Origin of the sequence: Streptomyces rimosus subsp. rimosus, assembly GCF_000720725.1 — a bacterium.
Classification (GTDB): Bacteria; Actinomycetota; Actinomycetes; order Streptomycetales; family Streptomycetaceae; genus Streptomyces; species Streptomyces rimosus_A.
This window is the reverse complement of sequence record NZ_JOCQ01000129.1, coordinates 1-22832: the sequence shown is the minus strand read 5'-3', so window position 1 is coordinate 22832 and position 22832 is coordinate 1. Positions and strand designations below refer to the sequence as shown.

Sequence of the window (22832 nt, the reverse complement as noted above, 5' to 3'; positions counted from 1 at the left end):
GGGGGCGCGCAGGGGGCCAACTCCTCGGCACCGTGCACGGCGTCCAAGGGTTGATAGTGAACCGAGGGCACCCGGCTGCCTGCGGGGATGGCCCCCTACGCGCCCCCTCCGGTCGGTTGGGCGAGTGCGGGCCGGTGGGGGGAGGGGAAAGAACCTTGGTGCGCGCCCACCCCTGTGGTGACGCTCGCGCACGTATAGGCGCAGGTCGGGGGCGTCTCCGCGTCATGCGTAAGCCGTCCCCGGTGTTTTTGAGGGCCGCAGCCACGGCGGCGGGATAGCCGCAAACGGAGCGGGCTCGGGGACATACAGGGGTCTCCCCGCAGGCGACCGAGGCCCCGGATGCGATCGACCACAAGGACGCGTCCCCGGCAACGAGGAGTGACCCCTGTGTGGCCCCGAGCCCCATCCACCGAGCAGACCGCGCAAGCACCCGCACCCCCACCACGCAAACCGTGCACGAAGCGCACACCCCACATGGCGCCCCGCCCCAGGGGCCGAAGAAGAGACACCCCACAGGAACGCGTAGGCTCGTGGGTCGTGAGGATGGGTGCGAAGCGGGTGGACGGCGGGCTGGTGTGTGCCGTGCGGGACCTGGTCAAGACGTACCCCGCGGTGCGCGGGCGGCGGGGAGCGGTGGGGGCGCCGGCCGTCCGGGCGAGTGACGGGATCAGTCTGGAGGTGCGGCGCGGTGAGATCTTCGGGCTGCTCGGACCGAACGGCGCCGGCAAATCGACCCTGGTGCGCCAGCTGACCGGCCTGTTGCGGCCCGATTCCGGCAGCGTCACCGTGCTGGGGCACGACCTCGTGCGGTACCCGGAGCGCGCCGCGCGGCTGCTCGGCTACCTGGGCCAGGAGTCGAGTGCCCTGGACGAGATGACCGTCGCGCTGGCCGTGGAGACCACCGGCCGCCTGCGCGGCCTGGCGGCGCGTGACGCGCGCGCGGAGCGGGACGCGGTCGTGGCCGAGCTGGGGCTCGACGACATCGCCGGGCGCCCGCTCAAGCGGCTTTCCGGCGGCCAGCGCCGCCTCGCGTGCTTCGCCGCCGTACTCGTCGGCGAGCGTCCGCTCCTTGTCCTGGACGAGCCGACCACCGGCATGGACCCCGTGGCGCGCCGCGCCGTATGGGCGGCCGTGGACCGCCGCCGGGCGGAACGCGGTGCCACCGTTCTGCTCGTGACGCACAACGTGATCGAGGCCGAGAGTGTGCTCGACCGGGTCGCGGTGATCGACCGTGGCCGGGTCATCGCCTGCGACACGCCCGGCGGCCTGAAAGGGCTGGTGGGCGAAGAGGTCCGGCTGGAGCTGGTGTGGCGGGAGCGGGCGCCGCTGGACGTGCCCGAGGTGGCCGCGCTCGGCGAGGCCGCGCGGGCCAGCGGGCGGCGCTGGACGCTGCGCCTGCCGCCGGACCGCGCGCGGGAGGCGGTGGCCGCGGTGACGGCCGGTCCGGCCTTCGCCGCGCTGGACGACTTCACGCTCGCGACGCCGAGCCTGGAAGATGTGTATCTCGCGCTGGGGGGCCGTACTGAGGAAGGCTTGGTGAAGGCGTGAGCGTGGTTCCCGCCGAGGCGGACGCGGTGCCGGAGACGGCGGCGAAGACGGTGGGGCGGGCCCCGGCCCCGGCCGTGACCCGCGCCGGGGAAGAGGCCGGGGTCGCCGCCGCGCCGCTGGCTCCCCGGGCACGCCTGTTCCCCGCGCTGAGCGCCGTCTACCGGGCCCAGCTGTCGCGGGCCCGGGTCGCCCGGATCCCGCTGCTGTTCGTGGCCACCTTCCAGTCCATCGGGATCATGGTCCTGATGCGCGGCGTGGTCGACGGCGGCGACGCCGCGCGGGCCGTCGTCTCGGGCTCCAGTGTGCTGGTCGTGGCGTTCGTGGCGCTGAACCTGCTGGCCCAGTACTTCGGCCAGCTCCGGGCCGGCGGCGGGCTCGACCACTACGCCACGCTGCCGGTGCCGCCCGCCGCCGTGGTGCTCGGCGCGGCCGCCGCGTACGCCTCGTTCACCGCACCGGGCACCGTGGTCACGGCCGTGACCGGCTGCCTGCTGTTCCAGCTGCCGATGGCGAACCTGTGGGTGCTGATCGCGGTCATCCCGCTGGCCGGTGCCGCCCTCGCCGGGCTCGGCGCCGCGCTCGGCCTGCTCGCGCCCCGCCCCGAACTGGCCACGCTCTGCGGTCAGTTGGGCATGTCCGCGGCCCTGCTGCTGGGCGTACTGCCGGCCGCCGGACTGCCCGCGCCGATCTCGTACGCGCGTGACCTGCTGCCGTCCACGTACGGCGTCGAGGCCCTGGCACGCGGCTTCGACACCCACCCGGACTGGCTGGCGGTCGTCGCGGACCTGGGCGTCTGCGCGGCCGTCGGCGTGCTGTCGCTGGCGGTGGCGACCTGGGCGTACCGCCGGGCGGCCGTACGGTGACGGACCCGGGGAGCAGGGGGGATCACGGGTCCGGGCAGACCGGCGGGAACCGGTCGCGGCCCCGGCCTCCCGCCGACCGTACCCTGTCCACCTGGCACGATGACGGGGTGACCGCACCACAGACGCCGCCCAACGACCAGCCACCCCATGACCGGCCGTCCGACGGCCGGCCGCACGACCACCAGCCGCCCGCGCGCGCGTACGACCCCTGGGCCACCCCCGCCGGGGCGGCCCAGGAGCCGTACGCCGCCTTGACCACCGAGGGGGCCGCCGTGCAGGACCGGGCCGAGTTCCGCCGGGAACTGCGCGAGGCGGCGCTGATCGCGATCGTGGGGACGGTGTGCGGCGCGCTGCTGGGCGTCCTGTGGGCGTGGCTGGCGCCGCACGTGCCGCTGATCGCGGACGGCAGCGGCAATGTGTACCTCAAGAACAGTGAGGGCGAGGAGTCCATCGGCGGGGACGGCACGTTCGTCCTGCTGGGCCTCGGCTTCGGGGTGCTGTGCGCGGTGGCGGCCTTCTTCTACCGCAAGGGCGGCGGCATCCCGCTGGTGGTGGCGCTGACGGTGGGCGGACTGCTGGGTTCAGTGGTGGCGTGGCGGCTCGGTATGTGGATGGGGCCGACGTCGGACCTGGCGGCGCGCGCTGCCGAGGTCGGCAAGGGCGTCGCGTTCGACGCGCCGCTGCGTCTTCAGGCCAAGGGCGCGCTGCTGGCCTGGCCGGTCGCCGCCATGGTCACCCACCTGCTCGTGACCGGTTTCTTCGGCCCCCGCGACCCGGAGCCGCCGCAGGCGGACTGGGCCACCGGGCCGCATCAGGCACCGCCCCCGCCGACATCGTCGGACAGCTGACGAAAGGGCCCCGGCCGGCCGGACGCGGGCCCGCGACGCGCACGGGCCCGCCCCGGTCACTCAGGCGGGCCGTCGCCCGTGGTTGGCCTTGCCCTTCTTGATGCGCCACTTCCGCTTGCGGGTCTTCTTCGACATGGCGTACCTCCTCCACGGGTCGTAGCGGAGGAAGCGGGAGGCGTAAAGACCCCGCACGGTGGCGGCCGGGGCGTATGGGACGCATCCGGCCGCGCGGGACTGCGAAGCCGGCGCGCCCTCAGCCGCGCGCCCTCACCCGCGCGCCCTCACCCGCGCGCAATCTCCGCGAGCGTCGCCTGCGTGAGCTCCCGCAGGTCGGCGGGGGACAGTTCGACCTCCAGCCCGCGGCGCCCGGCCGACACGCACACCGTCCCGTACGCGGTGGCCGACGCGTCGATGACGGTGGGCAGCCGCTTGCGCTGGCCGAGCGGCGAGATGCCGCCGCGTACGTAGCCCGTGCTGCGTTCCGCCGCGGCCGGGTCGGCCATCGCGGCGCGCTTGCCGCCGGCCGCGGCGGCCAGGGCCTTGAGGTCGAGGGACCCGGAGACCGGCACCACGGCGACGGTCAGGGCGCCGTCCACCTCGGCGAGCAGCGTCTTGAAGACCTGGTCGGGGGAGACGCCGAGCGCTTCGGCGGCCTCCTCGCCGTACGACGGGGCCGCCGGGTCGTGCTCGTAGGCGTGCAGGGTGAACTCGACGCCCGCCTCGGTGAGGGCGACCGTCGCGGGTGTGCCCCCGGCGCCGGCCGGCTGCTTGCCGTTCTTCGCCTGCTTGGTCCGCTTCGGCTTCTTGGACATGGTCGTCGCCCTCGTAAGACATATCGGGGGGTACGGGTACGAGAAGGGGCGGTGCCCCGCGCGCTCAGTTCGGGCTGGTCGGGTGCCGGGTCAGGTCCACCGCGGGCAGCGACGGGAGCTTACCGATCACCGCCGTCTCCTGGCGAAGGAGTTTCAGCTCCTGGGTGAGCCGGGCCGCGGTGTCCGGCGCTTCCAGGAGCTGCTGCTTGGCGGGGATGTCGAGCACGGCGGCGGCCGCGACCAGGTAGGACAGCACCGACGGCTCGTCGGGCAGGTCCTGGCCGCCGGCCAGCGTGCGCTCGTTCGCCCAGGCCAGCCGCTTCTGGTAGGTGCGGAAGGCGCGTACGACACCGGAGGCCAGCGCGCCGGCCCCCTCGCCCTCGACCTCCGGCAGCTCCTCGACCTCGCCCATCAGGTACGGGCCCGAGGCGTCCACGGACAGCAGCTTGAAGCGGGTGGTGCCGGTGGCCAGCACCTCGTACCCGGGAGCGTCCGGCCCGGCGCCGGGGGCCGCCCCCTCCGCCGCGGCATCGGCGTCCTCGTCGGACGCGAGGGCGGAGCCGGGGGCGCCGCTCTTCTCGCGGATGGTCGCCGCGTCCGCCACACACCCCACCGTGTGGAAGGCGCTGATCGGATCGGGGCCGAAGCCGGCGCCGGGCCCGCCGGCGGGCATCGCCGTACTGTCCGGCAGGCCGGGGGCGGAGGGCGCCACCTCGCGGCCGTCGCGGATGGCGACGACCCCGAACCGGCGCTCGTCCTCGGGCAGGGCGAGCAGGTCGCGCATCATGGCCCGGTACCGCGCCTCGAAGACGTTGAGCGGGAGGACGAGTCCCGGGAACAACACCGAGTTCAGCGGGAAGAGCGGTAGGCGCACGGAGGTCACAGCCCGTAAGCCTAGAGCCTGTGGAGACGGGTGTGGTTCGCGGCCCGCGATCCGGGGGCCCGGTGCCAGGGGGCGACGGCCCTCGTACGAAGGCCGTGCGGCCCTCAGGCGGGCGCCGGAAACCGGGGCGCCCGCTTGCCGTACGACCGGGACGGCGCCCGGACGGCCTCTCCGGGCGCGCGCCTCCGCCGCGCGCCCCCGCGCACTCCTACTGCCGCCGCAGCAGCCGCGACGCGCCCGCCGCGGCCGTCGTCGCCAGCACCCAGCCCGTCAGGATCATGATCGCGGCCACCCATTGGGCGCTGCCGTCCGGTTTCCACGACGCGCCCTGGTTGAGATCGATCACCGGGAGCAGCAGGTCGAGGGAGTACAGGTACGGGTTCCAGGGCGGCGCCTCGCCGGGCTTGAGGGCCGGGGGCGGGTACTGGGCGAAGTAGACCGTGCCGAGCGCCCACAGCACCGCCATCCACACCGCGGCCCGCCCCGGCCGGTAGCCGTACGCCACCGTCCAGTCCTGGAGGATGCCCCACAGCTTGCCGGCCAGCGGCAGCGTCTCGCGCCGCCGCCGCTGCTTGGCGAGCAGCACCTCGCGCGCGTCGGAGTCCTCGCCGCTGCGGCGCAGGGCGGTGGCCAGCATCTCGTACGGCTCGGGCGCGTACTCCGGCGTGGCGGCGGCCACCCACTCCAGCCGCCGGGACAGCGGGAAGTGCCCGCGCGGGATCAGCGTCTCGTAGGCGAAGCCCGCCATCCACAGCCCGCCCAGCCCCGGCCAGCTCGCCGCCTTGTCGACCAGGTTGGCGACCCGGGCGCCGGAGAGGATGACCCGCCCGCGCTGCGGCCGCTCGCCCAGGAAGCGCAGCTCCGGGGTCTGGATGCGGCGCAGCGACAGCTCCTGGTCGGGCTCCATGATGAAGCGCGCCTGCTCGAAGTCGACGGCGTCACCGAACCGCCCGTCGTCCAGCCGCATCCCGCCCTCGCACTCGAAGCGCTGCATGCGGGTGCCGCGGGTGGGGGTGTGGGCGATGCCGTACGGGGGAGTGGCGGCCGTGCTGGAGAACGGCGAGTTGGCCAGCCCGGCGCCGGTCAGGTACAGCGTGCGCTCGACCGTCATCTGCGGGGCGTTCAGGGCGCGGCGGCCGTACGGGTTGCTCAGCCGGCTGCCGCGCAGGCTCAGCGACACGCCGATCGTCGCGCCGCGCAGTGACAGCTCCCCGTAGGACTCCATCATCTCGGCCTGGAGGTCCTGGGCGACGGTGAGCCCGTCCGCCATCACCGAGCGGCCCTGCCGGTCCTTGTGCACCACCGTCTGGTTGAGCAGCAGGTCCGTGCCGATGTGCGCGTCGGTCAGCCGGATGCCGGAGCGCACGACACAGCGCGGCAGGTGCAGATCGCCCTCGGTGTGCAGGCGGGCCGCCTCGACCCGGGGTATCGCGCAGCCCACCATGCGCAGCGTGGTGAAGCGGCTCTCGGGCAGGACGACCTCGTTCTGGAAGCGGCAGTCGCGCAGTTCCACGAATGGCTTGATCGTGCCGCCCGCAAGGTCGAGAGTGTCGGTGATGTACGCACCCGCCAGTTTCAGCGCGGAGACCCGGCCGGGCTGCGCGGGCGGCCCCTCCAGCAGCAGGAGCGCCAGGATCCGGGCGCGCACCCGCCGCTCCGGGCCCCACCGGAACTGCCCGTGCGGATCGTCCCTGGCCGGGTCGCCGGTGCGCAGATCGCAGGTGCTGCCGTTGCGGAACGCCTGCCACATGCCCCATTCGGCCGGGTTGAGCATCAGTTCCGCGGGCGCGTCGCCCTCCTCCGGCGTGGCCACCTGTCTTCCCCCTTGTCCCCGCTGTTCCCCGCGTTTTCCTGTGATCCCCGCGTTCCCCCGGGCCTCCCCGCTCTGCCGAGCGGGTCCGTACGGTCCCGCGTGGGCGGCGTCCGCGTCCAGCCGTTTCCGCACGCCCGCCGTCCCACGCGTCCGCCCCGTCACTCCGTACGCCCGTACGAGCCACATTCCCGCTGCGTGACCACCTGAACACGAACCGTGAGGTCTGCTTCCGGACGGTCTCCGGCCGGCCCGGGCGCGGTCCGCGTGCTGTGTATCACCGACGTATCACCGACTGATACGGGCGGCCGGGCCCGGGAACGGGTCTGAGACACTGGAGGGGTGATCTCCCGAATCGATCTGCGCGGTGACGCCCTCCCCGAGGGCGGCGCCCTGCGCGACCTGCTGCCCCGTGCCGAGTTCGACGTGGAAGCCGCCCTGGAGAAGGTGCGGCCCATCTGCGAGGACGTGCGCCATCGTGGGACGGCCGCGCTGATCGAGTACGCCCATCGGTTCGACGGCGTCGCCATCGAGCGCGTCAGGGTGCCCGCCGAGGCGCTCCGGCGGGCGCTCGCGGAGCTGGACCCGGCCGTACGGGCCGCCCTGGAGGAGTCGATCCGGCGCGCCCGGATCGTCCACCGCGAGCAGCGCCGCACGGACGTCACCACCAAGGTCGTGCCCGGCGGCACGGTCACCGAGCGCTGGGTCCCGGTCGAGCGCGTCGGCCTGTACGTACCCGGTGGCCTGGCGGTCTACCCGTCCTCCGTCGTCATGAACGTGGTCCCCGCCCAGGAGGCCGGCGTCGAAGGCGTCGCCGTCACCTCCCCGCCGCAGGCGGAGTTCGGCGGCCTGCCGCACCCGACCATCCTCGCCGCCTGCGCCCTGCTCGGCGTGGACGAGGTGTACGCGGCCGGCGGCGCCCAGGCGATCGCCATGTTCGCGTACGGCACCGAGGAGTGCCGCCCGGTCAACCTGGTCACCGGCCCCGGCAACATCTACGTCGCCGCCGCCAAGCGCCTGCTCAAGGGCCGCATCGGCATCGACGCGGAGGCCGGGCCCACCGAGATCGCGGTCCTCGCGGACGCCACCGCCGACGCCGCGCACGTCGCCGCCGACCTGATCAGCCAGGCCGAGCACGACACGCTCGCCGCCGCCGTCCTGGTCACCGACTCCGCCGAGCTGGCCGCGGCCGTCGAGACCGAGCTGAAGACCCAGGTGGCCGCCACGAAGCACACCGAGCGGATCAGCACCGCACTGGCCGGGCAGCAGTCCGCGATCGTGCTGGTGGACGGCGTGGACGAGGGCCTGAAGGTGGTCGACGCGTACGGCGCCGAGCACCTGGAGATCCAGACCGCCGACGCCTCCGCCGTCGCCGCCCGGGTGCGCAACGCCGGCGCGATCTTCGTCGGCCCGTACGCGCCCGTCTCGCTCGGCGACTACTGCGCCGGCTCCAACCACGTCCTGCCCACCGGCGGCTGCGCCTGCCACTCCTCGGGCCTGTCCGTCCAGTCCTTCCTGCGCGGCATCCATGTCGTGGACTACAGCCGCGACGCGCTGGCCGAGGTCGCCCACCATGTGGTGACCCTCGCCGAGGCCGAGGACCTCCCGGCCCACGGCGCGGCGCTGAAGGCCAGGTTCGACTGGAAGATCCCGCAGGGCGAGTGAGCGAGCACGTGACGAAGATCGACGACCTTCCCATCCGGGACGAGCTGCGCGGCAAGTCCCCGTACGGCGCGCCGCAGCTGGACGTGCCGGTACGCCTGAACACCAACGAGAACCCGTACCCGCTGCCCGAGGCGCTGGTGCGGCGCATCGCGGAGCGGGTCACCGAGGCCGCCCGCGAGCTGAACCGCTACCCCGACCGGGACGCGGTCGAGCTGCGCACGGCCCTCGCCGCCTACCTGACGCGCACCGGCGGCCACGAGGTCACGATGGCCAACGTCTGGGCCGCCAACGGCTCCAACGAGGTCATCCAGCAGCTGCTGCAGACCTTCGGCGGCCCCGGCCGCACCGCCATCGGCTTCGAGCCCTCGTACTCGATGCACGGCCTGATCTCCCGCGGCACCGGCACCGGCTGGCTCTCCGGGCCGCGCAACGACGACTTCACCATCGACGTCGAGGCCGCCGTGGCGGCCATCGGCGAGCACCGGCCCGACGTGGTCTTCATCTGCTCGCCCAACAACCCCACCGGCACCGCCGTCGCCGCCGAAACGGTTCTCGCGCTGTACGAGGCCGCACAGGCCGCCCGCGCGGACACCGGCGGCGCGCTGGTCGTCGTGGACGAGGCGTACGGCGAGTTCAGCCACCGCCCCTCGCTGCTCCCGCTGATCGAGGGCCGCCCGAACATGGTCGTCTCGCGCACCATGTCCAAGGCGTTCGGCGCCGCGGGCCTGCGCCTGGGCTACCTGGCCGCCGACCCGGCCGTGGTCGACGCCGTCCAGCTCGTCCGCCTGCCGTACCACCTCTCGTCCGTCACCCAGGCCACCGCGCTCGCCGCCCTGGAGCACACCGACACGCTCCTGAAGTACGTCGAACAGCTCAAGGCCGAGCGCGACCGGCTGGTGGACGAGCTGCGCGCCACCGGCTGCGAGGTGGTCGACTCGGACGCCAACTTCGTCCAGTTCGGCCGGTTCGAGGACCAGCACGCCACCTGGCAGGCCATCCTCGACCAGGGCGTCCTGGTCCGTGACAACGGCGTACCGGGCTGGCTGCGGGTCACCGCGGGAACCCCCGCCGAGAACGACGCGTTCCTCGACGCGGTCCGTGCAGTACTGAAGGAGAACCGATGAACCGCGTTGGGCGCGTGGAGCGCACCACGAAGGAGACGTCGGTGCTGGTCGAGATCGATCTCGACGGCACCGGGCAGGTCGATGTGTCGACAGGCGTCGGCTTCTACGACCACATGCTCGACCAGCTCGGCCGGCACGGTCTGTTCGACCTGAAGGTCAAGACCGAGGGCGACCTGCACATCGACACCCACCACACCATCGAGGACACCGCCCTCGCGCTGGGCGCCGCCTTCAAGCAGGCCCTCGGCGACAAGGTCGGCATCTACCGCTTCGGCAACTGCACCGTCCCGCTGGACGAGTCGCTGGCGCAGGTGACCGTCGACCTCTCCGGCCGCCCCTACCTGGTGCACACCGAGCCGGAGAACATCGCGCCGATGATCGGCACGTACGACACCACGATGACCCGGCACATCCTGGAGTCCTTCGTGGCGCAGGCGCAGATCGCCCTGCACGTCCACGTCCCGTACGGGCGCAACGCCCACCACATCGTGGAGTGCCAGTTCAAGGCGCTGGCCCGCGCGCTGCGCTACGCCAGCGAGCGCGACCCGCGCGCCGCCGGCATCCTCCCCTCGACCAAGGGAGCGCTGTGAACGGCCTCTCCACCGTCTTCATCGTGCTCGGCCTCTTCCTGCTCGGCGGGCTCTACTCCTTCTGGAAGCAGGGGATGGGCAAGAGCGTGCTCGTCCTGCTGGGCATCGGCTCGGCCATGTGCCTGGTCGCCGGCATCCTCCGTCTGGATGTGTGGAATTGAGTACCGCACCCGCGAAGAAGGTCGTGGTATTTGACTACGGCTTCGGCAACGTCCGCTCCGCCGAGCGCGCCCTCGCCCACGTCGGCGCGGATGTGGAGATCACCGGTGACTACGACAAGGCCATGAACGCCGACGGGCTGCTGGTCCCCGGCGTCGGCGCCTTCGCCGCCTGCATGAAGGGCCTGCGCGAGGCCCGCGGCGACTGGGTCATCGGCCGCCGGCTGGCCGGCGGGCGCCCCGTCATGGGCATCTGCGTCGGCATGCAGATCCTCTTCTCCCGCGGCATCGAGCACGGCGTGGAGACCGAGGGCCTGGACGAGTGGCCCGGCACGGTCGGCCCGCTCAAGGCCGACGTGGTCCCGCACATGGGCTGGAACACCGTCCAGCCCGCGGCGGACACCCGCCTGTTCGCCGGGCTGCCCGCCGACGCGCGCTACTACTTCGTGCACTCCTACGCCGTACGCGACTGGGAGCTGGAAGTCGGCAACCCCAACATGCGCGCGCCCAAGGTCACCTGGGCCACGCACGGCGAGCCGTTCGTGGCCGCCGTCGAGAACGGCCCGCTGTGGGCTACCCAGTTCCACCCCGAGAAGTCCGGCGACGCCGGCGCCCAGCTGCTGTCCAACTGGACCCAGACCCTCTAGGACCCTCCGCGATGAGCAAGCTCGAACTCCTCCCCGCCGTCGACGTCCGCGACGGCCAGGCGGTCCGCCTCGTGCACGGCGAGTCCGGCTCCGAGACCTCCTACGGCGACCCGCTGCAGGCCGCGCTGGCCTGGCAGCGCGCGGGCGCCGAGTGGCTGCACCTGGTCGACCTCGACGCGGCGTTCGGCACCGGCGACAACCGGGCGCAGATCGCCGAGGTGGCCCGCTCGATGGACATCAAGGTCGAACTGTCCGGCGGCATCCGCGACGACGCCTCCCTGGAGGCCGCGCTCGCCACCGGCTGCAAGCGCGTCAACCTCGGTACGGCCGCCCTGGAGACCCCCGAGTGGGTCGCCAAGGTCATCGCCGAGCACGGCGACAAGATCGCGGTCGGCCTGGACGTCCGCGGCACCACGCTGCGCGGCCGCGGCTGGACCCGCGACGGCGGCGACCTCTACGAGACGCTGGCCCGCCTGGACTCCGAGGGCTGCGCCCGCTACGTGGTCACCGACATCAACAAGGACGGCACCCTCCAGGGCCCCAACCTGGAGCTGCTGCGCAATGTCTGCGCCGCGACCGACCGGCCGGTTGTCGCGTCCGGCGGCGTCTCCTCCCTTGACGACCTGCGCGCGATCGCCACCCTGGTACCGGAAGGCGTCGAGGGCGCGATCGTCGGCAAGGCGCTCTACGCCAAGGCGTTCACCCTGGAAGAGGCATTGGAGGCCGTGTCGTCATGACCATCGAGCGCGCGCAGACCGACAGTCCCTGGGAAGAGATCATCGGATTCGCGCGCGCCGTGGCGGCCGGCGACCGCGTCCTGGTCGCCGGCACGATGCCACTGGTCGGCGGCGTGCTGTACGGGGAGGGCGACCCGTACGAGCAGACCAAGGTCGCCTTCTCCAACGCGCTGGCCGCCCTGGAGCCGTTCGGGCTCGGCGCCGGCGCGGTCATCCGCACCCGCATGTACCTGACCCACGCCCGGGACGTGGACGCGGCGGCCCGCGCCCACAAGGAACTCTTCGACGCCGTACGGCCCACCGCGACCCTGGTCGTGGTCTCCGGCTTCGCCGACTCGCGCGTACTGGTCGAAGTCGAACTCGAAGCATTCAGAGAGGCCACGAGCACATGACCCTGGCGGTCCGAGTCATCCCCTGCCTGGACGTGGACAACGGCCGGGTCGTCAAGGGCGTCAACTTCAAGAACCTGCGCGACGCCGGCGACCCCGTCGAAATGGCCAAGATCTACGGCCAGGAGGGCGCCGACGAGCTGACCTTCCTCGACATCACGGCCTCCTCCGGCAACCGCGAGACCACCTACGACGTGGTCCGCCGCACCGCCGAACAGGTCTTCATCCCCCTCACCGTCGGCGGCGGCGTCCGCGCCCCCGAGGACGTCGACAAACTCCTGCGCGCCGGCGCCGACAAGGTCGGCGTCAACACCGCCGCCATCGCCCGCCCCGACCTGATCCGCGAGATCGCCGAACGCTTCGGCAGCCAGGTCCTGGTCCTGTCCGTCGACGCCCGCCGCACCGAAACCGGCTCCTTCGAGGTCACCACGCACGGCGGCCGCCGCGGCACCGGCATCGACGCCGTCGAATGGGCCCACCGCGCCGCCGAGCTCGGCGCCGGTGAGATCCTCCTCAACTCCATGGACGCCGACGGCACCAAGGACGGCTACGACACGGAGATGATCGCCGCCGTCCGCAAGCACGTCACCGTCCCCGTCATCGCCAGCGGCGGCGCGGGCCGCCTGGCCGACTTCCCGCCCGCCGTCGAGGCCGGCGCCGACGCGGTCCTCGCCGCCTCGGTCTTCCACTTCGGGGACCTGCGCATCGGCGAGGTCAAGGAGACGCTGCGGGAGGCCGGGCACCCGGTGCGGTGAGACGCCGGGCGGCGCCCCGGCTCACGCCGTCCCCTCCCAGGCGTCGGCCCCGAAGGCGCCTTTGACGTCGGAGGCGATGGTCGTGGGGTCCACCGTGGCCCGGAGGGCATAGACGGTGGTCCTGCGCGCGCCCCGCACGCTGAGGTGTACGGGGCTGTCGCCCGGGTGGTCCGCGAGGATGCGCTTGAGCTCCCTGACGGACCGCTCGGTGATGCGGTGCTCGGGGAGCGTCAGCCGTACGGGGGGCCTGGTGCCGTGTTCGGCGGAGGACACGTCGAGGACGGCGAGCTCGCGGCCGAAGACGTTCAGCGTCCCGTCCCGGTCCTCGATCTTGCCCCTGACGGAGATGACGTTGTCCTCGGCCAGCGCGTGCTGGACGAGCTGGTACGCGGCGGGGAAGAACAGGACCTCGACGGCGGCGTCGCGGTCCGTGAGCGTGATGACGGCCCAGGCGTTGCCCTGCTTGGTCAGCTTGCGCTGAACGCCGGTGATCAGCCCGGAGAGCCGTACGTCCCCGGCGGTGCGGCCGGAGGCGAGCAGGTCGGCGATGGTGCAGTCGCGTGCGCCGGCGAGCACGTGCTCGGCGCCGTCCAGCGGGTGGGCGGAGACGTAGAGGCCGAGCATCTCGCGTTCGGTGGCCAGGAGCTGCCGGCGGGGCCACTCCGTGCCGTCGACGGGGAAGTCGAGCCCGAAGACGGGCCCGGAAGCGCGCCCGCTGCCGTCTTGTCCCGTCGGCGCGGAGAAGAGGTCCTCCTGACCGAAGCGGGCCGCCTTCTTCACCGGGGTGATCGCGTCGATGGCCGCCTCGTGGACGGCGGTGAGGCCCTTGCGGGTGTGCTGGAGGGAGTCGAAGGTACCGGCCTTGATCAGTGATTCCACGGCTCGCTTGTTCAGCGCGGGAAGATCCACTTTTTCGAGGAAGTCGGCGAACGACGCGAATGTCCCCTTCTCGCGGCGGGCCTCCACGATCGCGTCGATGACGTGGTCACCGACATTGCGTACGGAGCGCAGCCCGAAGCGCACATCGTCGCCGACGGCGGTGAACTCGGCGACGGACGCGTTGACGTCCGGCTGGAGGACGCGGACGCCGTTCCTGCGGGCGTCGGCGAGGTAGACGGCGGCCTTGTCCTTGTCGTCGCCGACGGAGGTGAGCAGGGCGGCCATGTACTCCGCCGGGTAGTTGGCCTTGAGATAGGCGGTCCAGTACGAGACGAGGCCGTAGCCCGCGGTGTGGGACTTGTTGAACGCGTACCCGGAGAACGGGAGCATGACGTCCCACAGCGCCCGGATCGCCTCGTCGCTGTAGCCGTTGCCCCGCATGCCCGCGTGGAACTTGTCCCACTCCGCGGCCAGCACCTCCGGCTTCTTCTTGCCCATCGCACGGCGCAGCAGGTCGGCGCCGCCGAGGGTGTAGCCCGCCAGTTCGCGGGCGATCGCCATGATCTGCTCCTGGTAGACGAGCAGGTGGAAGGTGGTGCCGAGGATCGGCTCCAGCGCGTCGGCCAGCTCGGGGTGGATCGGGGTGATCTCCTGGCGGCCGGTCTTGCGGTGCGCGTAGTTGGTGTGCGCGTTGGCCGCCATCGGGCCGGGCCGGTAGAGGGCGTTGACCGCGGCGATGTCCTCGAACCGGGTCGGCTCCATCTGCCGCAGCAGGACGCGCATGCCGCCGCCGTCGAGCTGGAAGACACCGAAGGTGTTGCCGTCGGCCAGCAGCCGGTACGTCGCGGCGTCGTCCAGGGGGATCACGACGGTGGACGGGTCGTCGCCCTCCGGGGCCACGGTGGCCAGGCCGATGCCCCGGTTCTCGCGGATGTTCTCGATGGCCTGGTCGATGACGCCGAGGTTCCGCAGCCCCAAAAAGTCCATTTTGATCAGGCCCATGGCCTCGCAGGACGGGTAGTCGAATCCGGTGATCCTCGCCCCGTCCGCGGCGCGCATGTGCAGCGGGATCCGGTCGGTGAGCCTGGTCTTGGACAGGATCACCGCCGCGGCGTGCACGCCCGTTCCGCGGGTGAGGCCCTCCACGCCGCGGGCGGTGTCGATGACCTGCCGCACGTCCGGCTCGGCGTCGTACATCTGCCGGACCCCGCCGGCCTCCGCGTAGCGCTCGTGCGAGGGGTCGAAGACGGCGGCGAGCGGGGCCGGTTTGCCGTTCTGGTCCGGCGGCAGCGCCTTGGTGATCCGCTCGCCGTGGGCGTACGGGTAGCCGAGGATGCGGGACGAGTCCTTGATCGCGTTCTTGGCCTTGATCTTCCCGAAGGTGATCACCATGGCGGTGTACTCGTCGCCGTACTTCTCGGTGACGTAGCGCACCATGCGGTCGCGCTGCCGGTCGTCGAAGTCGAGGTCCACGTCCGGCGGGTTGATGCGCTCGGGGTTCAGAAACCGCTCGAAGAGCAGGCCGTGCTCCAGGGGGCACAGTTCGGTGATGCGGACGGCGTAGGCGACGATCGAGCCGGTGGCCGAGCCCCGGCCCGGGCCGAGCGGGATCCGGTTCTCCCGGGCGTGGCGGCAGATGTCGGCCACGACGAGGAAGTACGAGCTGAAGCCCATGGGCCCGATCACCGCCATCTCGGTCTCGAAGCGCTCCAGCACATGCCGGGGCACCGGACTCCCGTAACGCATCGCCAGACCCTTCAGCACCTCCTTGCGCAGCCACGACTCCTGCGTCTCGCCCTCGGGCACGTCCGGGAACCGCGGCATCTCGTCCACGTGGTCGAAGACCTCGTCGTAGGACTCGACGCGCTCGGCGATCAGCAGGGTGTTGTCGCAGGCCTCCGGAAGCTCCGAGAACAGGCGGCGCATCTCGGCGGCCGGCTTGAGGTGGTAGCCGGAGCCGTTGAAGCGGAAGCGGCCCGGATCGTCCTTGTTCCTGCCGACACCGATGCACAGCAGGCTGTCGTGCGCGTCGGCCTGGTCCTCGGTGACGTAGTGGGCGTCGTTCGTGGCGAGCAGGGGAATGTCCAGCTCCCCGGCCAGCCGCAGCAGGCCCGCACGGACCTCGCGCTCGATGTCCAGGCCGTGGTCCATCAGCTCCAGGAAGTAGTTCTCGCGGCCGAAGATCTCCTGGTAGGCCGCGGCGGCGGCCTTCGCCTCGCCGTACTGGTCCAGCCGCAGCCGCGTCTGGATCTCGCCGGAGGGACAGCCGGTGGTGGCGATGACGCCCTCCGCCCGCCGGGCGATCAACTCCCGGTCCATGCGCGGCTTCCCCGCGGGGAACTGCCCCTCGTAGCTGGCCTGGGTGCTGAGCCGGAACAGGTTCCGCAGGCCTTGGGCGTTCCGCGCCCACATGGTCAGGTGCGTGAAACGGCCACCTCCGGAGACGTCCTTCGACCCCTCGCCGTCCTCGCCCGTGGCGCGTCGGCCGCCAGGCCCCCAGAACTCCTGCCTGCGGGCGAAACGGGAGGACGGTGCCACGTACGCCTCGATGCCGATGATCGGCCTGATCCCGTCGAAACCCTTCGCCACCTGCGCGAACTCATACGCCCCGAACATGTTGCCGTGATCACTCATGGCAATCGCGGGCATCCCCTGCCGCGCCACCTCGCCGAACATCGGCTGCAGCTTCTGTGCGCCGTCGAGCATGGAGTACTCGGTGTGGTTGTGCAGGTGGACGAAGGAATCGGGCATGAGGGGGCACCTCCGGAGGGGAGCGGGCGGCGGGCGCTCGAAGGCATGGCGGGGCAACTACGCGTTGACCAGGGATATGTAAGCGGCCTGCTCGCGGAGGGATCAAACAACCATTTCGACGGTACGGACAACGGATGGTTGTGGCTTGGACGAGGATTTCTCTCTGGGGGCTCTCGACGGGCCGAGGGGCGCACGAAAGAGGGCGTACGTCCGGTTCACTCCTGGTAGTGAACCTGGTAGTGATCAAGGTGGCAGCGGGTCTAGCCTGCGCACATGCCTGGAATCACGATTGAGTTCACCGAGGAAGAGCTGGCCGAACTGCGCGCCGAGGCCAAGGAGCAGGGCATGGCGATCAAGCGGCTGGCGCACGGGATACTGACCGAGAGTGTGGTGCGGCGGCGGCAGAAGCAGCGGTTCATCGAAGGGGCCACGAAGAAGGCGCTGGAGTACAAGGCCGAATTCGAGCAGGCCTTCCCGGAAGGCGAGCGGTGATCCTCTACGTCGACGCCGGGTGGATCCTCAACGTGCAGATCGAGGTCTCGCCCGAGAACACCCCCGTACGGGACTGGGGCGCCCTGTACTGCATGGCCCAGCGCCACCAGTACGAACGCTTCGCGGGAGAGGCGTACTACGAGGAAACGGCCACCCGGGCCGCCAGCTTCCTGCACACGGCGCTGCTTCTGCAGCCGTTCTCGGACTACAACGCCGCGATCGGGGCGGCCTGCGCCGAGACGTACATGGCGGACTCCGGCGAACCGGTCGCTCCGCCGCTGGGCGCGATGGCGCAGCTGGTGCACGAGCTGCGCAGGCGTGAGGCCGGGCTGCTGGAAGCGGCGCTGCGCCTGCGTGACTGGAAAGTGAAGTAGGGCGTAACCAGGGACGGCCCGCGCGGTAAGTGACCGCGCGGGCCGCCGCGCGTATCGGGCCTATCGGGACAGTCGCTGTCCGATTCCCCCGTGGTGCTTGTGTTCATGGTCGGGGGCTCCCTACCGTTCTCGCGTTCGGATCCCGGATGCCCACCGGAAGGAAACCTCGCCATGATGTTTTCCCCGTCAGGCCGCCACCGAGCCCCGCGTCGCCGCAGTGGCGCGGGGCGATTACTGACCCGCGCCTCGACCGCGGCCGCCACTCTCGCGCTGCCGGTCGTCGGCGCGTCCGTCGCCTCCGCCGCGGACGGCGGGACGTACACCGTCGCCCCGGGGGACAGCCTCTCCGGGATCGCCGCGAAGCACGGCGTCAAGGGCGGCTGGGCGAAGCTGTACGCGGGCAATCGCTCGGCGGTCGGCGGCAACCCGGACCTGATCAAGGTCGGTACGAAACTGAAGCTGAACGGTACGGCCGCGAAACCGCAGCCGCGCGCCGCGCGCTCCGCCGACCGGCCCGCCGTGCGCGCCGCGGCCGGTGGCGCCGTACGGCCCGTCAGCGGCGGCACGCTCACCGCCGGGTTCGGGGCCGGGGGAGGCCACTGGGCGCACGGGCACACGGGGCAGGACTTCGCCGTGCCGGTGGGGACCGCCGTACGCGCCGCCCGTGGCGGGACCGTCGTGAAGGCCGGCTGGGGCGGCGCGTACGGGTACGAGGTCGTCATCCGGCACCACAGCGGCTCGTACACGCAGTACGCGCATCTGTCGCAGATCCGGGTGCCGGTGGGCACCACCGTCGACGCCGGCGACCGCATCGGGCGGTCCGGCGCCACCGGCAACGTCACCGGACCGCACCTGCACTTCGAGGTCCGGGCCACCCCGAACTACGGGTCCGCCGTCGACCCGATGGCCTGGCTGCGCCGGCACGGCGCGTTCGGCTGAGCGAGGCGGGCGGCCCGCCGGGGTCCGGACGACAGCGGCCGCTTCACCGCCTGCTCTTGCGGGCCGCCCGTACGTACTCCCGGTTCATCCGCGTGATGCTGAACAGCGGGATGCCCTTCGGGCAGGCGGTGGCGCACTCCCCGGCGAGGGTGCAGCCGCCGAAGCCCTCGTCGTCCATCCGGCCCACCATGTCGAGCACCCGGGCCTCGCGTTCGGGGGCGCCCTGGGGGAGGACGTTGAGGTGGTTGACCTTCGCCGAGGTGAACAGCATCGCCGAGCCGTTCGGGCAGGCCGCCACGCACGCGCCGCAGCCGATGCACTCGGCGTGCTCGAAGGCCGTGTCCGCGTCCGGCTTCGGTACGGGCGTGGCGTGCGCCTCGGGCGCGGCGCCGGTCGGCGCGGTGATGTAGCCGCCGGACTGGATGATCCGGTCGAAGGCGGAGCGGTCCACGACCAGGTCCCGTACGACGGGGAAGGCCGCCGCGCGCCACGGTTCGACGTCGATGGTGTCGCCGTCCCGGAAGGAGCGCATGTGGAGCTGGCAGGTCGTGGTGCGCTCCGGGCCGTGTGCCTCGCCGTTGATGACGAGACTGCACGCGCCGCAGATGCCCTCGCGGCAGTCGTGGTCGAAGGCGACCGGGTCGTCGCCCTTGAGGATCAGCTCTTCGTTGAGAGTGTCGAGCATCTCCAGGAAGGACATGTCGGGCGAGATGCCGTCCACGTCGTAGGTGGTCATGCCGCCGTCGGCGTCGGCGTCGCGCTGGCGCCAGACGCGCAGGGTGAGCTTCATGCGTAGCTCCGCTGGGTGGGGTGGACGTACTCGAAGACCAGGTCTTCCTTGTGCAGGACAGGGGCTGCGCCGGTGCCGGTGAACTCCCAGGCCGCGGCGTAGGAGAACTCCTCGTCGCGGCGGGCGGCCTCGCCGTCCGCGGTCTGCGACTCCTCGCGGAAGTGGCCGCCGCAGGATTCGGCGCGGTGCAGTGCGTCGAGGCACATCAGCTCGGCCAGTTCCAGGTAGTCGACGATGCGGTTGGCCTTCTCCAGGGACTGGTTCAGCTCCTCGCCGGTGCCGGGCACCTTGATACGGCGCCAGAACTCCTCACGGATCTGCGGGATCCGGTCGAGCGCCTTGCGCAGGCCGGTTTCCGTACGGGCCATGCCGCACAGCTCCCACATCAGCTCGCCCAGTTCGCGGTGGAAGGAGTCGGGGGTGCGGTCGCCGTCGACGGAGAGGAGGAGGTGCAGCTGGTCCTCGGTCTCGGCCAGGGCTTCCTGGACGGCGGGGTGGTCGGCGGTGATCGTGTCGTGGTGGGGGTTGCGGGCCAGGTAGTCGTTGATGGTCGAGGGCAGGACGAAGTAGCCGTCGGCCAGGCCCTGCATGAGGGCTGAGGCGCCGAGCCGGTTGGCGCCGTGGTCGGAGAAGTTGGCCTCACCGATGGCGAACAGGCCGGGGACGGTGGTCTGGAGGTCGTAGTCGACCCAGAGGCCGCCCATCGTGTAGTGCACGGCGGGGTAGATCCGCATCGGCACCTCGTACGGGTTCTCGGCGGTGATCCGCTCGTACATGTCGAAGAGGTTGCCGTACTTCTCCTCGACCGCCTTGCGGCCCATCCGGGCGATGGCGTCCGCGAAGTCCAGGTAGACGCCCTGGCCGCCGGGGCCGACGCCGCGTCCCTCGTCGCACACGTTCTTGGCGGCGCGGGAGGCGATGTCGCGCGGCACGAGGTTGCCGAAGGAGGGGTAGATCCGCTCCAGGTAGTAGTCGCGCTCTGCCTCGGGGATCCCGGCGGGCGGGCGGGTGTCGCCCTTGGCCTTCGGCACCCAGATGCGGCCGTCGTTGCGCAGCGACTCGCTCATCAGCGTCAGCTTGGACTGGTGGTCGCCGGTGCGCGGGATGCAGGTGGGGTGGATCTGGGTGAAGCAGGGGTTGGCGAAGTAGGCGCCGCGCCGGTGGGCGCGCCAGATGGCGGTGGCGTTGGAGTTCATGGCGTTGGTCGACAGGTAGAACACGTTGCCGTAGCCGCCGGAGGCGAGCACCACGGCGTCCGCGAAGTAGGTGTCGATCCGGCCGGTGATCAGGTCGCGGGCCACGATGCCGCGCGCCCGGCCGTCGACGACGATCAGGTCGAGCATCTCCGTACGCGGGTGCATCTCGACGTTGCCGGCGGCGATCTGCCGGGAGAGTGCCTGGTAGGCGCCGAGCAGCAGCTGCTGCCCGGTCTGGCCGCGGGCGTAGAACGTACGGGAGACCTGGACGCCGCCGAACGAGCGGGTGTCGAGCAGGCCGCCGTACTCCCGGGCGAACGGCACGCCCTGCGCCACGCACTGGTCGATGATCTCCACGGAGATCTGCGCCAGGCGGTGCACATTGGACTCGCGGGCCCGGAAGTCGCCGCCCTTGACGGTGTCGTAGAACAGGCGGTGTACGGAGTCGCCGTCGTTGCGGTAGTTCTTCGCCGCGTTGATGCCGCCCTGCGCGGCGATCGAGTGGGCGCGGCGCGGCGAGTCCTGGTAGCAGAACTGCACCACGTGATAGCCCTGTTCGGCGAGCGTGGCGCCCGCCGAGCCGCCGGCCAGGCCGGTGCCGACGACGATGACGGTGTGCTTGCGGCGGTTGGCCGGGTTGACCAGCTTGGCCCGGAAGCGGCGGGTGTCCCAGCGCTCGGCGACCGGCCCCTCGGGCGCCGCGGTGTCGGCGACCGGCTCCCCGGTCCGGTATGCGGTGTACGGACGGTACTCGGTCATGGTCAGCTCACTGCTCCGGTCACGACGGCCACCGGTACGGCGACGAAGCCCGCCGTCAGCACCAGGGCGAGGAGGTTGGCGACGGTCTTGAGCACCCGGTCCCGGGCGGCGCTGCCCACGCCCAGCGTCTGCGCGGCGCTCCAGAACCCGTGCCGGACGTGCAGGCCGAGGGCGAGCATCGCCACGATGTAGAGCGTGGTGACGGGCCAGCGGTCGAAGGAGGCGATCAGGTTCTGGTACGGGTGTCCGGCCTCGGCGCGCGGGTTCACCGTCAGCGTCGTCAGGTCGAGGATGTGCCAGACGATGAAGAGGGCCAGGATGACGCCGCCCCAGCGCATGGTGCGGGTGGCGTAGCTGGTGCGTGCCTTCTTGTGTACGTACTTGCTCGGCCGCGCCTTGATGTCGCGGCGGCTGAGCTGGAAGGCGGCCACCGCGTGGGTCAGCACGGCGGCCAGCAGCACGACCCGCGCGATCCACAGGAACCACTCGTGGTGCAGGAAGGGTTCGCCGACGGTCCGCAGCCAGTGCCCGTAGCCGTTGAGCTCGTCGGGACCGAAGAAAATCTTGAGGTTGCCCATCATGTGCGCGACCAGGTACAGCAGCATCACCACGCCGCTGACTGCCATCGCGGTCTTCTTGCCGACGGTCGAGTGCCACAGCAGGCCCGCGAAGGACGGCCGCCGCTCCGTCCGGGTGTCCAGTGCCATGGGTCCCGACGGTAAGGACCGACCGGCCCATCAGTCCAAGACATGGAACGGCTCATCTCCATAGCCTTTGCCTATCGCCGCCTATCATCGGCCGTATGCAGCTCCAGCAGCTCCGCTACTTCGTGGCGGTCGCCGACACCCGCCACTTCACCCGCGCCGCCGAACGCGAGCACGTCGCGCAGCCCTCGCTGTCGCAGCAGATCAAGGCCCTGGAGCGGGAGCTGGGCGCCGAGCTGTTCCACCGGGCGCGCGGCCACATCACCCTCACCGACGCGGGCCGTACGCTGCTGCCGCTGGCCCGGCGCGTCCTCGCCGACACCGAGACCGCCCGGCGCGAGGTGCAGGAGGTGGCGCAGCTGCGGCGCGGCCGGCTGCGGCTCGGCGCGCCGCCCAGCCTGTGCGCGAGCCTGGTCCCGGACGTGCTGAGCGTCTTCCACACCGCGTACCCGGGCGTCGACCTGGTCGTCCACGAGGACGGTTCGCAGGATCTCGTACGGGTCCTGGCAGCCGGTGAACTGGACCTCGCGCTCATCATCACCCCGCTCCCGGAGCAGGCCCCGGCGCTGGCCACCGCCGAACTGCTGCGGGAGGAACTGGTCGTGGTCTCGGCGCCGGACCGCCCGGCCCCGGTCGGGCGCGGTCGCCGGATGCGCGTCGAGGATCTGCGGGAGCACCCGCTGGCGATGTTCCGGCGCGGCTACGACCTGCGGGAGTTCACCGTGGCGGCCTGCCGCGCGGCCGGTTTCGAGCCGGTCTTCACCGTCGAGGGCGGCGAGATGGACGCGGTACTGGGATTCGTGCGCGCCGGGCTGGGCGTCGCGGTCGTGCCCAGCATGGTCGCCGAACGCTCCGGACTGCGCGTCACCCGCTTCGCCACCCCGGACATGCACCGGGTGATCTCGGTGGCCCACCGGGGAGATGTCTCGCCGCCCCGGGCCGCCCGTGAACTCCGTCGGATTCTGATGGAGCATTTGGGGCTGGAGTCGCCCGGCGGGTGACGAGGGCTGACGCATCGGCGCTCCGTAAGTTGTTAGGCGGCCCGGGAGGGCCGGATGTGGCTGATCGGTGCTTGCCTTCTGTGGCTCCCAAGGAGTGGCCGTCCGGCTCTCCTGGGCA

23 protein-coding genes are annotated in these 22832 nt (G+C 71.9%); 15 read left to right on the top strand and 8 right to left on the bottom strand.

Annotation, left to right across the window (positions count from 1 at the left end; all coding sequences use genetic code 11):
* The first annotated feature begins 543 nt into the window (after nucleotides 1-543).
* The 3 genes from IH45_RS0138030 to IH45_RS0138020 all read left to right on the top strand — a co-directional run bounded on the left by IH45_RS0138030 (nucleotide 544) and on the right by IH45_RS0138020 (nucleotide 3259).
* Entirely contained in the window at nucleotides 544-1548 is a 1005-nt protein-coding gene (locus IH45_RS0138030; protein WP_030679888.1) for an ABC transporter ATP-binding protein, read from the top strand.
* Complete coding sequence (locus IH45_RS0138025) at nucleotides 1545-2411, top strand: ABC transporter permease (protein WP_030679887.1); 867 nt, start codon at nucleotides 1545-1547, stop codon at nucleotides 2409-2411. Before IH45_RS0138030 ends, IH45_RS0138025 begins: the two co-directional genes overlap by 4 nt.
* Nucleotides 2412-2518: 107 nt before the next feature.
* Nucleotides 2519-3259 carry an ABC transporter permease family protein gene (locus IH45_RS0138020; RefSeq protein ID WP_030679884.1) on the top strand — a complete coding sequence of 247 codons (741 nt, stop codon included), beginning with the start codon at nucleotides 2519-2521 and terminating at the stop codon, nucleotides 3257-3259.
* Between the two features lie 60 nt (nucleotides 3260-3319).
* Here IH45_RS0138020 and IH45_RS1000000150720 read toward each other — a convergent pair whose 3' ends face one another.
* The 4 genes from IH45_RS1000000150720 to IH45_RS0138005 form a co-directional block, all read right to left on the bottom strand.
* Nucleotides 3320-3451, bottom strand: a complete 132-nt coding sequence (locus tag IH45_RS1000000150720) for a hypothetical protein (RefSeq protein ID WP_267885175.1) — start codon at nucleotides 3449-3451, stop codon at nucleotides 3320-3322.
* A gap of 89 nt (nucleotides 3452-3540) precedes the next feature.
* Nucleotides 3541-4071: a Cys-tRNA(Pro) deacylase gene (gene ybaK, locus IH45_RS0138015; protein WP_030679880.1), complete on the bottom strand. Its 531-nt coding sequence runs from the start codon at nucleotides 4069-4071 to the stop codon at nucleotides 3541-3543.
* A 64-nt stretch (nucleotides 4072-4135) separates the two neighbouring features.
* A complete protein-coding gene (locus tag IH45_RS0138010; protein WP_030679877.1) occupies nucleotides 4136-4954 on the bottom strand; it encodes an LON peptidase substrate-binding domain-containing protein in 819 nt (272 codons plus the stop codon).
* Between the two features lie 208 nt (nucleotides 4955-5162).
* On the bottom strand, nucleotides 5163-6728 hold the full coding sequence (locus IH45_RS0138005) for a hypothetical protein (protein WP_050515471.1): 1566 nt from the start codon (nucleotides 6726-6728) through the stop codon (nucleotides 5163-5165).
* Between the two features lie 378 nt (nucleotides 6729-7106).
* Here IH45_RS0138005 and hisD point away from each other — a divergent pair, with 378 nt between their 5' ends.
* The 8 genes from hisD to hisF are packed head-to-tail and all read left to right on the top strand — an operon-like array spanning nucleotide 7107 to nucleotide 12829.
* Nucleotides 7107-8429 (top strand): histidinol dehydrogenase, encoded by a 1323-nt coding sequence (gene hisD, locus IH45_RS0138000; protein WP_030679871.1) that lies wholly within the window; start codon nucleotides 7107-7109, stop codon nucleotides 8427-8429.
* A gap of 8 nt (nucleotides 8430-8437) precedes the next feature.
* The gene (locus tag IH45_RS0137995) at nucleotides 8438-9553 is read left to right on the top strand and encodes a histidinol-phosphate transaminase (protein ID WP_030679867.1); all 1116 of its coding nucleotides are present in this window, start codon (nucleotides 8438-8440) and stop codon (nucleotides 9551-9553) included.
* Nucleotides 9550-10143: an imidazoleglycerol-phosphate dehydratase HisB gene (hisB, locus tag IH45_RS0137990; RefSeq protein ID WP_030679863.1), complete on the top strand. Its 594-nt coding sequence runs from the start codon at nucleotides 9550-9552 to the stop codon at nucleotides 10141-10143. The genes IH45_RS0137995 and hisB overlap by 4 nt, the downstream gene beginning before the upstream one ends.
* Complete coding sequence (locus IH45_RS1000000149600) at nucleotides 10140-10304, top strand: hypothetical protein (RefSeq protein WP_030679859.1); 165 nt, start codon at nucleotides 10140-10142, stop codon at nucleotides 10302-10304. Before hisB ends, IH45_RS1000000149600 begins: the two co-directional genes overlap by 4 nt.
* Nucleotides 10301-10948, top strand: a complete 648-nt coding sequence (hisH, locus tag IH45_RS0137980) for an imidazole glycerol phosphate synthase subunit HisH (protein ID WP_030679855.1) — start codon at nucleotides 10301-10303, stop codon at nucleotides 10946-10948. Before IH45_RS1000000149600 ends, hisH begins: the two co-directional genes overlap by 4 nt.
* Before the next feature lie 11 nt (nucleotides 10949-10959).
* Nucleotides 10960-11685 carry a bifunctional 1-(5-phosphoribosyl)-5-((5-phosphoribosylamino)methylideneamino)imidazole-4-carboxamide isomerase/phosphoribosylanthranilate isomerase PriA gene (gene priA, locus IH45_RS0137975; RefSeq protein ID WP_030589401.1) on the top strand — a complete coding sequence of 242 codons (726 nt, stop codon included), beginning with the start codon at nucleotides 10960-10962 and terminating at the stop codon, nucleotides 11683-11685.
* Entirely contained in the window at nucleotides 11682-12077 is a 396-nt protein-coding gene (locus IH45_RS0137970) for a Rid family hydrolase (RefSeq protein WP_030679853.1), read from the top strand. The genes priA and IH45_RS0137970 overlap by 4 nt, the downstream gene beginning before the upstream one ends.
* Nucleotides 12074-12829, top strand: coding sequence for an imidazole glycerol phosphate synthase subunit HisF (hisF, locus tag IH45_RS0137965; protein WP_030679850.1), 756 nt, complete (start codon nucleotides 12074-12076; stop codon nucleotides 12827-12829). Before IH45_RS0137970 ends, hisF begins: the two co-directional genes overlap by 4 nt.
* A gap of 21 nt (nucleotides 12830-12850) precedes the next feature.
* Here the strand turns inward: hisF and dnaE are convergent, their stop codons facing one another.
* On the bottom strand, nucleotides 12851-16459 hold the full coding sequence (gene dnaE, locus IH45_RS0137960) for a DNA polymerase III subunit alpha (protein ID WP_030679846.1): 3609 nt from the start codon (nucleotides 16457-16459) through the stop codon (nucleotides 12851-12853).
* Between the two features lie 273 nt (nucleotides 16460-16732).
* Between dnaE and IH45_RS0137955 the strand changes: the two genes are divergently transcribed.
* The 3 genes from IH45_RS0137955 to IH45_RS0137945 all read left to right on the top strand — a co-directional run bounded on the left by IH45_RS0137955 (nucleotide 16733) and on the right by IH45_RS0137945 (nucleotide 18264).
* Nucleotides 16733-16951, top strand: a complete 219-nt coding sequence (locus tag IH45_RS0137955) for a hypothetical protein (protein ID WP_030679843.1) — start codon at nucleotides 16733-16735, stop codon at nucleotides 16949-16951.
* Nucleotides 16948-17325 (top strand): hypothetical protein, encoded by a 378-nt coding sequence (locus tag IH45_RS0137950; protein WP_030679841.1) that lies wholly within the window; start codon nucleotides 16948-16950, stop codon nucleotides 17323-17325. Before IH45_RS0137955 ends, IH45_RS0137950 begins: the two co-directional genes overlap by 4 nt.
* A gap of 171 nt (nucleotides 17326-17496) precedes the next feature.
* A complete protein-coding gene (locus IH45_RS0137945) occupies nucleotides 17497-18264 on the top strand; it encodes a M23 family metallopeptidase (protein WP_199810767.1) in 768 nt (255 codons plus the stop codon).
* A 43-nt stretch (nucleotides 18265-18307) separates the two neighbouring features.
* Here the strand turns inward: IH45_RS0137945 and IH45_RS0137940 are convergent, their stop codons facing one another.
* Genes IH45_RS0137940 through IH45_RS0137930 form a run of 3 tightly spaced genes read right to left on the bottom strand, consistent with a single transcriptional unit; the run spans nucleotide 18308 to nucleotide 21716 of the window.
* On the bottom strand, nucleotides 18308-19054 hold the full coding sequence (locus tag IH45_RS0137940) for a succinate dehydrogenase/fumarate reductase iron-sulfur subunit (RefSeq protein WP_030679836.1): 747 nt from the start codon (nucleotides 19052-19054) through the stop codon (nucleotides 18308-18310).
* On the bottom strand, nucleotides 19051-21009 hold the full coding sequence (locus IH45_RS0137935; RefSeq protein WP_030679835.1) for a fumarate reductase/succinate dehydrogenase flavoprotein subunit: 1959 nt from the start codon (nucleotides 21007-21009) through the stop codon (nucleotides 19051-19053). Before IH45_RS0137935 ends, IH45_RS0137940 begins: the two co-directional genes overlap by 4 nt.
* Nucleotides 21010-21011: 2 nt before the next feature.
* Nucleotides 21012-21716, bottom strand: coding sequence for a succinate dehydrogenase cytochrome b subunit (locus tag IH45_RS0137930; RefSeq protein WP_030679834.1), 705 nt, complete (start codon nucleotides 21714-21716; stop codon nucleotides 21012-21014).
* A 95-nt stretch (nucleotides 21717-21811) separates the two neighbouring features.
* Here IH45_RS0137930 and IH45_RS0137925 point away from each other — a divergent pair, with 95 nt between their 5' ends.
* Nucleotides 21812-22714, top strand: a complete 903-nt coding sequence (locus tag IH45_RS0137925) for a LysR family transcriptional regulator (RefSeq protein ID WP_030679833.1) — start codon at nucleotides 21812-21814, stop codon at nucleotides 22712-22714.
* Nucleotides 22715-22832: the final 118 nt, after the last annotated feature.